This is a genomic window from Chryseobacterium joostei, assembly GCF_003815775.1.
GTDB classification, from domain to species: Bacteria; Bacteroidota; Bacteroidia; order Flavobacteriales; family Weeksellaceae; genus Chryseobacterium; species Chryseobacterium joostei.
The window spans coordinates 3988346-4004212 of record NZ_CP033926.1 but is presented as its reverse complement, the minus strand read 5'-3'; the positions used below and the strand labels follow the sequence as shown (position 1 = coordinate 4004212).

Genomic DNA, 15867 nt, shown 5'->3' with positions numbered 1-15867 from the left:
AATGTCTTGTTTATTATTAACATTATTACTATTACCTCTAGTAGGTTCGGGATTAGTTTTTGCATGGAAGAGTAATTCCAGCAAATATTTGGCACTGGGAATTGCATTGGTCCAAATGCTCCTTACGTTCTATATACTATCGGATTTTGATTTTACTCCGACGGTAGACAGCGTATTGCAGCACGAAATCAATTATCCCTGGTCACAATTTATGAAGAGTTCTCTTCACTTCGGTATCGATGGGATGAGTATGCTTCTTTTATTGCTGACTAATATTTTGGTGCCCATCATCATTTTATCTTCTTTCAATGAAAGTGTAAACTACAGAAATACATTCTATGGACTGATTCTGTTGATGCAATTCGGTCTTGTAGGAGTATTTACTTCTTTAGACGGATTGTTGTTCTACATTTTCTGGGAAGTAACATTGATTCCAATTTGGTTTATTGCCGGACTTTGGGGACAAGAGAATAAAAGGTTTGAATTCACTACGAAGTTCTTCGTATATACATTCGTTGGATCTTTGTTTATGTTAGCCGGATTGATCTATGTGTACAACCACTCTGCATCATTCGCTTTAACAGATCTATATAATGCACAACTGAACGAAACACAGCAGACTGTGGTATTCTGGTTTATCTTCTTTGCATTTGCAGTGAAACTACCGGTATTCCCTTTCCATACCTGGCAGCCTGATACCTATACCTACTCTCCTACTCAAGGATCGATGTTGCTATCCGGTATTATGCTTAAGATGGCAGTTTATGGTCTAATGCGTTATTTACTTCCAATTACTCCACTTCCTATTGCAGGAATTTCAGGACAGATTGTTATCATCCTTGCCATCGTAGGAATTGTTCACGGTGCATTGATTGCAATTATCCAAACAGATATGAAGAGAATCATCGCTTATTCATCTTTCTCTCACGTAGGATTGATGGTAGCAGGTATCTTCGCTTCTGCAGTAGTTACTTTAAGAGGAACTTTCAATGTGGAAGGTGCTGAAGGAGCTTTGGTACAGACATTTGCTCACGGTATCAACGTGGTAGGATTATTCTACTGTTGTGATATTTTATACAAGAGATTTAAATCAAGAGACATCAGACAAATGGGTGGTTTAGCAAAAGTTGCTCCTAAGTTTGCTGTATTATTCTTGATCATTATATTAGGTTCAATGGGAGTTCCATTAACCAATGGATTTATCGGAGAATTTATTCTTTTGAAATCAGTATATGATTTTAACGGAACAGCAGCAGTAATTGCTGGTCTTACGGTAATTCTTTGTGCAGTATACTTATTGAGATTCTACGGAAAGGCAATGTTTGGAGAAGGAAATGCAGAGGTTTTAAGTACAGCAAAAGATTTATCAGGTGTAGAATTTTCTGTATTGGCAAGTTTAGCGGTTTTTGTGATCTTACTTGGTATTTTCCCACAACCGGTAATCGACATGGTGAGTAGTTCAGTGAAGTTTATCTACACGGCGATGGCCAACTAAAAATTAAAAGATTTAAAAATTAAAAAATTAAGAGGTTAGAGAAGAGTAAAAGATAAAAGGCAAAGAGATTATAGACAGGAAACTAAACCTGAAACTTTAAACCCTAAACTTTGAACCTGGTACTTTAAACTTCAAATCTCACATCTCAAATCTATATTATGAGTGTTTTAATTATTGTTTTCCTAACGGCAGTTATTGCGTTATTTTCAGGAGTTTTCGAGCAAGGAAAATTCGCAAGATACATTGGGATTTTGGGACTAATCATCGCATTGTATGTAAGCTTTATGCCTGAATGTTCGTTCTTCGATCAATACAAGCATATGTATGAATACAGTGCCAATACCGCATTATTCACTAAAATATCAATTGTAACCACATTATTGTTATTCTTTCTGGGAGGTTTTGCATTCAGCAACCACAGAAGCCACCAGTCAGAATTATACGCATTGATGCTATTTGCATTAATTGGAGGAATTATTCTTTTTGGATACCAGAACTTGGTAACGATGTTCTTAGGTGTTGAGATTCTTTCTATCCCATTATATGTAATGGCCGGTGCCAACAAAACTGATTTAAGATCAAACGAAGCTTCAATCAAGTATTTCTTAATGGGTGCATTCGCGACAGGTTTCTTACTTTTCGGTATTGCGTTCATCTACGGAAGTGCAGGAAGTTTTGATCTCTATAAAATTCATGACTTTGGAGTGGCAAACGCTACCAATGTAATGTTTATTCTAGGTGTATTATTAATTCTTTGTGCATTGGCATTCAAAGTAGCCTTAGCACCTTTCCACATGTGGAGCCCTGATGTATATGCAGGTTCTCCTTCATTAATCACGGCTTTCATGGCGAGTGTAGTAAAGATCTCAGGATTTTTTGCTTTATTCAGATTAATGACCATTGGATTTGCAGGAGTTACTCACGAATGGATTAATGTTTTAGGAGTATTCTTAATCATTACATTACTTTTAGCAAACGTTATGGGTCTTGCTCAGACAAATGCAAAAAGAATGTTGGCTTACTCTTCAGTTTCTCATGCAGGATACATAGGATTGGTATTCTTCGGAATGACTAGCCTTTCTACTTATAACCTGGCCTTTTATTTATTTGCATATGCCTTATCTACAGTAGGTGTTTTCATGTGCTTAATCTGGGTAGAGAAATTAAAGAGAGAAACATCTTTCGGAGCTTTCAAAGGATTGGCTAAAACTGAACCCCTATTAGCTACAGTAGCAGCAATCTCTATGCTTTCAATGGCAGGAGTTCCGTTAACCGCTGGTTTCATGGGGAAATTTGCCTTATTCTCTCAAGCAATGAACGGAGCGGCATTCTTAGTATTGGTAGCAGTATTGGGTTCTGCCTTATCTATTGCTTACTATTTAAGACTGATTATTGCAATGTTCTTCTTTAAGGAGTCTACATTCAAGTCTTCAGAAAAAGTAACCATTACTTACAATATTGTTGCAGTAGTTGTCATCGTAACAATTATCGCACTGGGAGTTTTCCCGGATCTGTTTGCAGGAATATTCGGATTATAAAAAGTTATCTACACTATATTAAAAACCTTTCAGTTGATCTGAAAGGTTTTTTTATTGATATACTTATTCATAAAAAAGAAAGCAATAAATAGAGAAAAAATAGCAAACAACAAATAATGATATACATATTTCAAAAAACATATAAAAACTTGAAATAAAATACCCTTACAAAGCCAATTCTTCCTGTAAAAGACTACATTTGGAAATGATGTTTTTTTCATAACTTTACTCTAAATTTCAGCAGTTGGCCAATCTTTACAAAAAAGACTCTCCCTTTCAGGTTTATATATCATTCAAAAAATATTTGGATGTGTTGGAGCATATCCGCTACAATGACCGCTTGGAATATAGAGTCAATTATGCTGAATCCTTAATTGACAGAACAAAGAATTTTAAAGAGCTGAAAGATGGTTTTCAGGACATCAGTCTTTTGGAAAAAAATGAAGACCTCATCAGATTGCTTCTTGCCGACCTCTTTCCTACAGGACTTACCAACAATGAAATAAAAGCCGCAAGCATTCCTCTTTCCAACATCACCTTCAATTATACCGAAAGATTTAAAGGAATTCTTAAAGATGCAGGAAAAGATTTTGAAATAGAACTCAGAAACATTACTGACAATGAGTTTTATGTGTTCTGCTGCTGTTTGATTCTTCAGACTTACTTTAAAAAAGATATTAAAAGTACCATCCCTTTCTATTATGACATTCCCAATAAACAGGGAATCATGAAGCATTATAAGATTACTGTAAATTCAGATTTCACTGAAATTTATCCTACAGAAGAAGCAAAAATTCCTTCTGATGATATTCTGGATATGCTTTTAGAAAATCTGGATGATTTTAAGCTGTGGAAAAAATATTTCCCTTCGCAGTCTTGGGTACTGAAAGGCTTTACCATTATTTCACTGGTAGATTGCACTTCTGAGGTAGCTTTGTCTGATCTGAAGTCAAGCATGATAGAAATTGACCCCGAAGATTTAAATCCTAATGAAAATCTGACTGAAATTTTTAAGTCTTATTTTGATGTGGCAGACCTCAACTTTGGACTCATGACTTTCAATAAGAAAGAGCAAAAACTGGATAATCTTCCTATCTATGAAAGCTTACTAACCAATCATATTCTTGATTTCTGGATCAATACTTTTGATGAAGAAACCAGAATAAATACATTCAATAATATAAGTCATGATTCAAAACCCATTGTTGTTTCCAATGTGAACAACCTGGATGAGAATATAAGGCAGCTTCCTTCTTTTAATATTCTAAAGGATAATAATGTCAATAGCTTCATGGTAATTCCTATCATGAAAGACAATGACCTGCTTGCAATCATGGAATTTACCTCTTCTATTGCCGGCAGTTTTAATGGTTTAAAACTCAAAAAAATGGAGTTTTTTTCAGACATGATCCTCTTCTCTCTGAACAGATTCTATTTTGAGAAAAATTATCAGATAGAAGCTATCATCCAGCGTGAGTATACCTCCATCCACGATAGTGTGGTATGGAAGTTCCGGAATGAGGCTGAAAAATATTTTACAGCATCACTAGGGAAAAAAATATATACTTTAAAGCAAATTTCTTTTAAAAACCTAACTCCTTTATTTGGAGTATCAGATATTCGTTCTTCTTCTGAAAAACGTTTTAACTTAATGCTTCTGGATCTCAACCAACAAATTGAATGGTTAATTGATATTTTGGCCCTAACAAATTCTGATTCAGAAAAATTCACGTTAGCTCTTGATGTTTTTGAGAATGAACTGAACAATGAGATCAAAGCGGATACAGAACAACGTTTTCAGAGATTATTGAGAGAAGAAATTCATCCTTTTTTACAGGCCAAGCTGGAGGTGAGATCATCCCGAGAAGTAAAGTCAAAGATCAAGGATTATTTTTTACAGGTACGTCCCCAAACAGATCTGTTCTATAATCACAGAAAAAAACTGGACGATTCTATAATGCTTCTCAACAGAAAGTTTGCGGATATGCTGGATGAAAACCAAATTAAGGCCCAGCAGATTTTTCCACATTACTATGAAAGATTCAAGTCTGATGGTGTAGAGCATAATCTGTACATAGGTCATAATATTGCACCTGAACTGCATTATACTTCAAAAGTTGTACACAAATTAAGATACTGGCAGCTGAAGACCATCTGTAAAATGGAGCTTGAGTTCCAGACTTTTAAACAGAATCTTCCTATTTCTTTAGATATTGCCTCTCTGATCTTCGTTTATAATGAGAAAATAGATATCCGTTTCAGAATGGATGAAAAGCGCTTTGATGTAGATGGCGCCTACAATTCCTATTATGAAATTATAAAAAAACGTCTGGACAAAGCCCATGTAAAAGATTCTTCAGAACGAATCACAGCTCCCGGGAAGATCACCATCGTCTACTTCGGAATGGAAAACCAGAAAGAATACTTAGAATACATCTCGAGACTACAAAAGAAAAATATCTTACAGCATAATGTAGAGTTCCTAAAGGTGGAAGATCTTCAGGGGATTACAGGGTTACTGGCGCTGAGGGTTTCTTTGGTTTAGAATTAATCTGACAGCTTTCTAATGTACAATTTTTATTCTAGTAGTATTCAATTTTTCGAATCCACTTATACAAATCTTTTCCATCTACATTTTTAATAATTTCTGTCCAATTATTCTTTTTGTCAAAAACATATTTGAAAGTGATTACTGTTGGTTCTATTTTATTCTGCTGCCCAAATTTATCTAGATAAAATACTTTGGTTATATAGTTATCTTTATATTCAAACCGTATATCCAAAGAAACATTATCATTATAGTAACTTGTCTCCCTTTCTAACTTTTGGTCCTTAGTATAATTGTAAACTGTATAGCTCGTCTTCCCAAAGCTATCTTTTTTTTCTTCTTTAATTATTTTTCCACTATCAGACATCATATAAGAATAAAATTTTCCATCATCAACATTTGTCTTTTTTATTATATTACCATAGCTGTCATATTCATATTTTAAATGTCCGTTTAGATATATTTTCTTGTTTTTAAGATCATCCTCATAATTGAAAAATTTCTCTTCAACAATCCTATATTTATTATCATAAAATTTTACACAATTTAATTTTTTGTGATAAATAGTGTCGTTACTTCTTGTATAGGATCCATCTCCTACTCCTTTCCAAATATTATTTGTAATCGCAAAAATACTATCCGTATTTGACAATGTATCGTACTTAGTTATAAACAAAGGCTTAATATTTTCTATATTATTAAAATATCTTTTCACGGGTTCATCTTTCCATTTAGAATAATGCTCTTTAAACTTTACATTTTTATTCTTCCCATTATAAAAATAACGAGAAGTTTTCTCTGAGTATTTATTCTTAGATTTTTCTAACATTAGTCTATTCAAATCATCATATGTGTAAACATAATCTTCAACGATCTCTCCAGATTTGTAATACCATGTCTCTTTTATAATATTTCTATTTTTATCATAATATGTTTCATTATTTATGTATCTGCAGAAATCTGTTTCAAACCATGATCGTTTCATGCTTAATCTTAAGTTTTTAGGCTTCATGATTGTTGCATGCCCGTATTCATCATCTCCTTTCATAAAATTAAATGGGCCAGACTCATTTAGAAAAATTACAAATTCTTTCACAGACTTAGGTTTTCCTAACACTGTATCTTTAATGATTTGGGAATAGAAAAAGGAAGATGAAAAAATAAAAAAAAGTAATATAGCCTTCATTATTTATGACATTGTTTTTTGAGTTAACTGGTATATAATTTCTATAATACTTCCTACAAATATTTTCAGAAAATATTGCTGTGTTTTATTGGGTATAAATATATTACAAATACCCAATAATTCTAAAATAAGTGATGTAATTTTAAATTTAGACTTTTTTGTGCTTTTTTATACTCATTTTGATCTGGATTGAATGAAATTTTAATTTTTATAATCAAATATGAAGAATATAATATTAGTAATTCTTGTAGCATTTACGGCTTATCGTTTGATAGAAGTAATGCTTAGAAAGCAACAAAAATCAATTCTTTATACCAAATGGAATAAAGAATAGTTATAAAGGGATGTAATTGATTTTTTAAAGAATATCGAACAGCATTAATCTATAAAATAAGAATCGGGCTTTTTTAACGCTCCTTGTGGGATTTCTGCTTGTTCAAAAATAGAGAACTCAATGGTACGGCAGATACTATTAAGGGCAAGGTCATTTTCCTCTTCCCCAAAAGGTTCACCAATCTCCTGTATAATGGCGTCCAGCGCAATAAAGGTATAGCTTATCAGTAAAACAATTAAAGGCATCATCCAGCCCAATGAATCTACCAGTCCAAAAGGAAGCCAGAAACAGTAGAGATAAACTGTACGGTGCAACAAAATACTATAAGCAAATGGTAATGGTGTATTGTAGATCCTTTCGCAGCCTCCGGAAATATTAGAAAACTGGCTCAGCTGATGATCCATGGAAGTCATTACAATGGTATCTATATTTCCTTTTTTATTCTGCTCATTCAACCAATCGGCAATGAATCCCAAGATAATGCTTGGAATGAACTTTTTATTCTTCAACTGATCTATTTGTTCCGGAGATAACAGTCTTGATAAATGCTCTGTTCCGGATTTATCTCTCAATTGATAATTCAGGGACCAGCAAAAAGCTGAAATCAGCTTAATGATCTTCTGTTTTTCTTCTTTGGCTTCCGGAGCAGAATCGTTTACCAGAGATAAAATTTGTCTTGTCAATGATCTTGTTTCGATGACAAGAAGCCCCCAAAGTTTTCTTCCCTCCCAAAACCGATCATAGCTAGCGGAGTTACAAAATCCCATGAAAATGGCCAAAGCCAACCCAATCAATGTAAAGATGGTAGGATTAAGGTGTACCTTATAATCAAAGATTTTTCCTTTGAAATAATAGATTGCCAGAGAAAACAGACTAATGATAATAAGCTGAACTACTATTTTCTTCAACACAGAACCCCTCCATATAAATAACATTTTCAGCCAATTCGTACGTTGTCTGACAATCATTGTATTTTATTTTTTATTAAAGACTAAGGAAAGCAAAGCCAAATGACAGCACCGAAATAATAATTCCGGCCATAAATATTTTATACGTAATGGATAAAAGCTTATACTTTCTGTCGAGAACCTTTCCCAGATAATACAGATCCTTCACCATAGAATCATAAATATAATCCCTATCCTTGATCAGATCTTTCATTGCATTATGATAGTCATCAAAAAGCATTTGCTGAAAGTTTCCAAAGAACAGCAGATTCACCTTTCTATTGGTAACATCCTGGGTAGTAAATGTTGTCTTTGTTACGTTTGGTTTTGTAGACAGGATGGCAAATATGATGGTAAGAACACTGGATAACAACAGTATAAAACTTGGAAGAATCAGGTGCGAATTTTTCGGGGCATCCAGCTTTGGGACCAATACAGAAAGACAGACTGAAATAATGATCGCATTTACAGATAAAAGAATATTGGCTTTACTATCCGCAATATCACTCAGCCTTGTATGATTATTGAGTGTCACCCTGAATAATGTATCTACACTTCTGTCTGATTTTTCTTTTTCTTTCTTTCCCTCAGAATTATCTTTTTTCTCTTCCTCTTTTACAAGTTTTTTTTCAATTTTTTTGATATTTTTCTTTTTTAAAGGTTCCCAGTTTTCCTTAGCATAGTCTGTATAAAAGGTGTGTTTGTTCTTCAACATATCAAGATTTCCGGCATTCCATTCATCATTAGAAAAGCATCTTACATTGGTAAGCTCCCATTCTTTTCTTAAAGCATCAGAAATATCATTGTAATCATGGCCCGCAAAGTGGCTGAAGTCAGCATCTTTTACAATTTTTTCCAATAGCCCTTGAGGTTCATGGTTAATCTTAGTTGCCAATATCAGTTTTTCTACCTCTGCGATATAGTTTTCCGGATAATTTTCCTCATGCAGAAAGTTTTTCATGATCTCTACACTTCTTTCTTCATGATTCATGGCACATTCTATATAGCCAGTATCATGAAACCAAAGTGCCACAAGTACTTTCTCCTGATCCTCTTCAGAAACAGGAGTATTTTTCATGATTTCCTCTGCCTTATTAACAGTATAGGCAGTATGGATAAAATTATGATAAAAATATACCGAAGATAACTTATCTTTGAATAAGATTTCAACATAATTTTTAGCTTTGTGTAGAATGCTCATTCCTGAATTTTTGTTAATGTAAATTTATGAATTTATCCTTTAAAACTCATCTAAAAAATACTTCTATTGTTTTACGAACAGTAATGTCCGCCGGAGTGTTATATTCCTGCGCAACATATAACGTACAAAAAGGCAAAAACTTATTTGAAGTAAAAGATTCTGACATAAAATCTGAAAATGACTTTAAGGTTTTCCTCATTGGAGATGCCGGAAATGCAGATGAACCTCAGGCCCAAAAAACACTGAACCTCCTTAAAGGCAAACTGGACTCAGCAAATAATAACTCTATGCTAATCTTTCTGGGAGATAATATCTACCCCAACGGAATGCCTAAGGAAACGGATAAAGATTATGAGTTAGCAAAACAAAAACTGGAAAATCAGCTTGCCATCACTAAAAATTTTAAGGGAAAAACCTTAGTAATCCCAGGAAATCATGATTGGTATAGCGGATTGGACGGATTGGACGGATTGAACGCTCAGGAAGCAATTGTAAAAAAGTATTTTGACGATAAAAAATCTTTCCTCCCTAAAAACGGATGCCCAATTGATGATATCAACATATCCAAGGATATTAAATTAATCGCTATTGATACGGAATGGGTGATTGCCAACTGGGATAATTACCCGGGAATCAATAAAAACTGCAATATCAAGACCCGCGAAGATTTCTTCACGGAATTTAAGGATCTTATTATTAAAAACCAGGGTAAAAGAATTATTGTAGCGCTGCACCATCCTGTTATAAGCAGTGGAACCCACGCAGGCTTTCACTCTGCCAAATCACACCTATTTCCTTTTAAAAGTAAAGTTCCGGTACCTGTTATAACCAGTGTTATCAATATACTTAGAAGTTCTTCCGGAATAAGTCCGGCAGACCTCAACAACCAACATTATGCAGATCTTGCCAACCGATTAAAAAGTCTTGTTCAGGATAAGGAAAATATTATTTTCGTTTCTGGGCATGATCATAATCTACAATATCATGAAGATGGGAATATCAGACAGATTATTAGTGGCGCAGGCTCTAAGGTGGATCCGTCTACCATAACTGAGCATACTGATTTTTCTTATGGCGGTAATGGTTTTGCGGTTTTAAATATCAGAAAGGACCAAAGTACGGATGTTGAATATTTCTCTACACAAAATGATCAGTTAAAAAAATTAACCCAGATCTCTGTAGTTTCTAAGCCGGATGTATTTGTGAATAATTTCCCCAATACATTTCCATCTACCATCTCTTCCAGCATTTACCCTGTACAACTTACTCAAAAAGGGAAATTTTACCGATGGTTGTGGGGAGAACATTACAGAAAGTATTATGGAATTCCTATTGAAGCCCCAACAGCCAATCTTTCTGAGTTAAATGGTGGTTTTATCCCGTTTAGGGAAGGTGGCGGAAATCAATCCAATAGCTTAAGATTAAAAGCCAAAGATGGGCAGGAGTTTGTAATGCGTGGTGTGAAAAAAAGTGCCGTGCGTTTCCTTAACAATATGGCTTTTACAAAGAGTACTTTTGGCGAAGAGCTTACCAATACTTTTCCAGAAAAATTCTTATTAGACTTCTACACCACGAATCATCCATTTACCCCATTTTCAGTGGGAAATATGGCTGATAAACTTAATATTATACACAGTAATCCAAAATTATACTATATCCCTAAGCAACAGGCATTAGATAAATATAATCTCAACTACGGTGATGAAATGTACATGATTGAAGAACGTTTTTCTTCGGATCCAAAAACATTGACTTATCTGAATAATGCAAAGGATATTCTTTCTACGGATGATGTATTAAAAAACCTTAGCAAAAGTTCCAAATATTCTGTAGACAAAGAATCTTACATCAGGGCAAGACTTTTTGATATGCTCATTGGTGACTGGGACAGACATTCCGATCAATGGAAATGGGCGGAATATGAGGATGGAGACAAAATTATTTACAAACCTATCCCAAAAGACAGGGACCAGGCTTTCAGTAAATATGACGGAGCTGCGTTCAAACTTATCATGAATGTTCCTGCAATCCGCCACATGAAAACATTTACTGAGGATATCAGTAGTGTAAAATGGGTAAATATGGAACCTTATCCAATGGATCTTGTCTTTTTAAAGGGATCTACACAGGAAGAATGGGAAACACAGGCAAAGTACATCCAGGAACATTTAACGGATGCAGATATTGATGATGCCTTCCACAATCTTCCCAAAGAAGTACAGGATGATACCATTGCTGATATTGAAAGAAAACTAAAGATACGAAAGACTAAGCTGCAAGGCTACGCATCGGAATATTATAACATATTACAGGAAAAAGTTTCTTTAGCAGGAACTGTAAATCCTGATAAATTTGTTATTACCAAAAAAGGACATACCGTACAGGTGCAGCAATATGAATTAGGCAAAAACAAGGATAAGAACAAGCTCGTTTTCGAAAAAACCTATCATGATTCCAAAACAAAGGAACTGTGGATTTATGGCTTGGAGGATGATGACATCTATGAAGTAGTGGGAACCGGGCGACCTCGAATGAATATCAGGCTGATTGGCGGCTACAACCATGATGTATATAAAGTAGAAGATGGAAGAAAGGTAAAGATTTATGATTTTCTATCTCAAAAGAATACATATAAGGCCAGTAATGCAACGAAGAATATTTCTGACGATTACGAAATAAATACCTACAATTATAAGCATCCTAAGTATAACTCTGTGGCCGGCTATCCCAATGCAGATTATAACCCGGATGATGGAGTCATCATAGGAATGCTGGCCAATTATACAGTGAACAACTTCATCCGTGATCCTTTTACTCAAAAGCATAGCTTAAAGGCTAATTTTTATACTGCTACTGCGGGATTCAGCCTTACTTATAAAGGAGTCTTCAAGAAAGCTATTTCCGGATGGGATTTCAATCTGGATGCATCTTATACTACTCCTAGATTTTCCCAAAACTTCTTTGGTCTTTCCAATGAAAGCCCATATGATAAGGAGGATACAGAAAGAGAGTACAATAGGGCAAGAATTTCCAAGTTTAGTGTAGCTCCTTCAATTACCAAGAAAAACTGGATGAACTTCAGCCATCAGATCCAGCTTACTTTTGAAGATAATAAAGTACAGAGAAAGGACGGTCGATTTATCAACCAATCTCCGGATGTACGACCAGAGGTCTTCAATAGTCAGCAGTTTTTAGGAGCCAATTATACATTCAGCTATAAAAATGCAGATAATGTGGCCTTTCCTACTCTTGGAATGGAATTTATGTTGAATGCTGACTGGAAAGCTACTTTCTCTAATTTCAACAAAAATTTCCTTACTGTAAGGGGAAAACTAGCGATTGACCACAGAATTGATAAAAAAGGAATCTTTGTGTTTGCCAACTCCAGTAATGCGATGTGGATTAACAATCATAACTTTGAATTCTATCAGGCCGCTGCCATTGGTGGTAATAATGGTATGAGAGCATTTAGAAATGAAAGATTTTCTGGAAGATCATACTTTATCAACAACTCTGAAATACGATGGGATTTTGGAAGAATAAGAAATAATATTGTTCCTGCCAACATGGGAATCCTTGTAGGTTATGATGTTGGCCGTGTCTGGAATGACAATGAATACTCAAGAAAATGGCATCAATCTGTTGGTGCCGGAGTTTGGCTCAGCATCGTAGAAATGATGTCTGCAAGACTAAACTATTTCTATGGAGCAGATGGCGGAAGGGTTTCTGCAGGAATAGGCATGAAATTTTAGAAAGATCGACTCACAAAAGAAATAAATTAACTCTAATTTTTACATTCAAAAATAAAATTCATTTTTAACTAATTTATATTTAAAAATCAACTCATTACGATTAAAATATTTAAATTTAAGAATAAAATCTAATTTAAATAAAATTTAATAATTCCACTTTTTAATCAACATTTTTCAGAAATAACACAAATATGGTTTTTAAATAAAGACCATATTTTTTGTATTATAGAATTAGCACACTCATACAGCAATATACTTATTGATTTAAGAAAATCAGATGTTTTAAAAAGAAATTATATTTGTTTAAAATTATTTCAAAAAAATCAACAACTAGATGAAAAAGAAGCTATTATATATGGCGTTATTCGCTATATCTATAAACACAATTGCACAAGTAGGGATACAAACCCCAACACCACAACATTCATTACACGTTAATGGTTCTCTTCAAGTTGTAAAGGACATCAATGTGGGAGGAAATGCCAATACCAAAGGAAATTCCGGGAACAGAGGTGAGTTTTTAATGTCAACCGGAACGGGAAATGCGCCGGTATGGAAAAGTATAGAATCTGAAAATTTCTTAAAAGTAATTTATGTTGGGAATAAAACAGACATCAGCCCTGCCAGTGGAAGCTATACAGGAACTCATACCACTCCGGTGAATACTCACGAAAATTATTCACAAACCTACATCTTCAATGTAAGCAATAAAATTGACAATGCTTATTTAACCTACAATTCCGGAACGGGACTATTTACAGTAGTTAAGGCCGGATTTTACAATATTGTTCCTTATGTTACCTATGACTTGAATCTAAATCCGTCTGGACAAACAGCTGGAACAGCAAACTCCTATATTCAAAGAGTATCACCCAGCCAAACTACGCTTGCTGGCATATCCACCGGTCACGGAGAGCGCACCACGGGGCTGAACCATAATTTATCTTCCATCAATTTTTTTAATCCGGGAGATACTTTCAGAATACGTTGTCGCTATACACAGGACTTCAGGATATCAAGTGGAAATATCCATATTTCCTATCTTACTCCATAACAAATATAACCTCATTTACATTTCTATATTATTCAAAAAAAATCCACAGAAAGTATCTGTGGATTTTTTAATTTATAATGGGTGGTATAGTAGGACCTGCCCGTTTGAATCGTATTTGTAATTATATTCATGAGTTTCTGTGTATGAGTTTTGATCTTTAACCAAATCTTTAAAAGTATGTTCTATTCTTTTAAAATTATTGAAAGACAAACTTTTCGCAAAAATAAGATTATCATCCAGATTAATAAATCTCAGATTATCAAGCATCCACAAGCTTTTATATGGATTTTGGGCTTTATCAAAATTTGAATAAATATAGGTATCTAAAGACTTTTCCACACCATAGCTTATTTTTACAACTTCACTCTTAGTAAGATTATGTTCAATATCAAAATAATAAGTTGTAAGCTCTTTATCATACCACTCTGCAAATTCTTTAAGAACTTTTATCATTCCTTGTTCATATATATAATATTGTGTATAATAAAGCTTTCCATTTAAATAACAATCTAATTTTAAAGGTTTATTATTAGAAACACTATAAAGGAGATAATCAGAACCGTATGAATCACTTGATACCTTTATTTGTGTATTACTGTAAGACAAAGAGATCTTGGAAGTTAAATATGATCCCGAAAACTCAGATATTTGCATTAGATTATTATCTTTATATGTAAACTGATAATAACTAGAGCTCATAATATAAGAAAAAGGATCCTCAAAATAATTTACATAAGCCTTTTCGGGCTGTAAGGCATGCTCCAGAACCATATCATCTACTACATCATCATTGCTCCCGCTACAAGATAGCAGAAAAACACCCAGTAGAAAGTAAAATATTTTTTTCATGGTTAATTAGTAATGGCAGCAAGTATAAGATTTTATGGCTGAACAGAAAACTGATAGACATTTCCACCCTCATTTTTGCCTTTCTCATCTGCAATTATCAATGTTTTATCATCTTGAAAAACGATGGCTTCTTTTTGAGAATTATGGTTTAAAGAAATCTTTTGGATCTTAGCTGCATTGAAATCATCGGGTGTAAAACCGGTAAGAACATGAACATTTTTATGCGTCAATAATACAATTTTATCTTTGGTGCTATTAATGGTAGCTGACGTAATAGCTGCATCATTATAACCTCCCTGAAGTTTTAATTTCCCGATCAGTTTAGCTTCAAAATCACCTTCTTTATTTGGGACTTTAAATACCAGGAATGTTCCGTCAAAACCTTTACTTCTGTTCTTTGTAAAAAGGTAGAAGTTACCATCCATTTCTACAAAAGCTTCACAGTCATACAATAGATTTGATTTTTTTGGTGGAAACTCTGTCTGTCCCTCGTAATGAAACTTTGTAGTCTGAACAACCTTTGTTGTTTTTTGAGCAGCGTCTTTCAGGTCTGTTTTTAAAATGGCTAGATCACGTCTGTTATTATCATTATTTCCAAAATCTCCGATATAAATATTTCCCTGCGCATCTGATATAATATCTTCCCAATCTGTATTTTCAGCATTTTCTACCGGTACCTTGGCAAGCATTTCTCCTTTGTCACTTAATCCATATATGGCATTCTTATTTCCTCTGTCCTCTATCACCCACATCGTCTTTTTATCTTTCGATAAAGTAATACCAGAAACTTCCTTTAACTTTTTAGGTAAAGAAAACTGAGGGTTTAAATCATCACCTTTCACTGGTGAATTCTGAGCCTTAGGATTACAGCTCAATAGAAATAAGGTGGGTAACATAAGAAGTCTTAGCATTGTGTTGTTTTTTAATTTAAACTAAAAATAAGAAGCATTAATTGTTCCAATT

At 34.0% G+C, this 15867-nt stretch carries 10 protein-coding genes; 5 read left to right on the top strand and 5 right to left on the bottom strand.

The annotated features are described in order from the left end of the window. The first annotated feature begins 1 nt into the window (after position 1). The 3 genes from EG359_RS18315 (at position 2) to EG359_RS18305 (ending at position 5578) form a co-directional block, all read left to right on the top strand. Positions 2–1495 carry a complex I subunit 4 family protein gene (locus EG359_RS18315; protein ID WP_076356189.1) on the top strand — a complete coding sequence of 498 codons (1494 nt, stop codon included), beginning with the start codon at positions 2–4 and terminating at the stop codon, positions 1493–1495. Positions 1496–1653: 158 nt separating this feature from the next. Then, the gene (locus EG359_RS18310; protein WP_076356187.1) at positions 1654–3033 is read left to right on the top strand and encodes an NADH-quinone oxidoreductase subunit N; all 1380 of its coding nucleotides are present in this window, start codon (positions 1654–1656) and stop codon (positions 3031–3033) included. A 244-nt stretch (positions 3034–3277) separates the two neighbouring features. Next, the gene (locus EG359_RS18305; RefSeq protein WP_076356185.1) at positions 3278–5578 is read left to right on the top strand and encodes a GAF domain-containing protein; all 2301 of its coding nucleotides are present in this window, start codon (positions 3278–3280) and stop codon (positions 5576–5578) included. Positions 5579–5615: 37 nt separating this feature from the next. Here the strand turns inward: EG359_RS18305 and EG359_RS18300 are convergent, their stop codons facing one another. The 3 genes from EG359_RS18300 to EG359_RS18290 form a co-directional block, all read right to left on the bottom strand. Next, positions 5616–6677 (bottom strand): hypothetical protein, encoded by a 1062-nt coding sequence (locus tag EG359_RS18300; RefSeq protein ID WP_123867440.1) that lies wholly within the window; start codon positions 6675–6677, stop codon positions 5616–5618. 468 nt (positions 6678–7145) lie between these two features. Further along, complete coding sequence (locus tag EG359_RS18295) at positions 7146–8069, bottom strand: bestrophin family protein (protein WP_076356181.1); 924 nt, start codon at positions 8067–8069, stop codon at positions 7146–7148. 16 nt (positions 8070–8085) lie between these two features. Then, complete coding sequence (locus EG359_RS18290; protein WP_076356179.1) at positions 8086–9249, bottom strand: Pycsar system effector family protein; 1164 nt, start codon at positions 9247–9249, stop codon at positions 8086–8088. A gap of 26 nt (positions 9250–9275) precedes the next feature. Here EG359_RS18290 and EG359_RS18285 point away from each other — a divergent pair, with 26 nt between their 5' ends. Continuing rightward, a complete protein-coding gene (locus tag EG359_RS18285) occupies positions 9276–13001 on the top strand; it encodes a metallophosphoesterase (RefSeq protein ID WP_076356177.1) in 3726 nt (1241 codons plus the stop codon). 334 nt (positions 13002–13335) lie between these two features. Beyond that, the gene (locus tag EG359_RS18280; protein ID WP_076356175.1) at positions 13336–14055 is read left to right on the top strand and encodes a hypothetical protein; all 720 of its coding nucleotides are present in this window, start codon (positions 13336–13338) and stop codon (positions 14053–14055) included. A 72-nt stretch (positions 14056–14127) separates the two neighbouring features. Here the strand turns inward: EG359_RS18280 and EG359_RS18275 are convergent, their stop codons facing one another. Together EG359_RS18275 and EG359_RS18270 are read right to left on the bottom strand one after the other, a co-directional pair. After that, a complete protein-coding gene (locus EG359_RS18275; RefSeq protein WP_076356173.1) occupies positions 14128–14904 on the bottom strand; it encodes a hypothetical protein in 777 nt (258 codons plus the stop codon). A gap of 32 nt (positions 14905–14936) precedes the next feature. Beyond that, positions 14937–15815, bottom strand: coding sequence for an SdiA-regulated domain-containing protein (locus tag EG359_RS18270; protein WP_076356171.1), 879 nt, complete (start codon positions 15813–15815; stop codon positions 14937–14939). Positions 15816–15867: the final 52 nt, after the last annotated feature.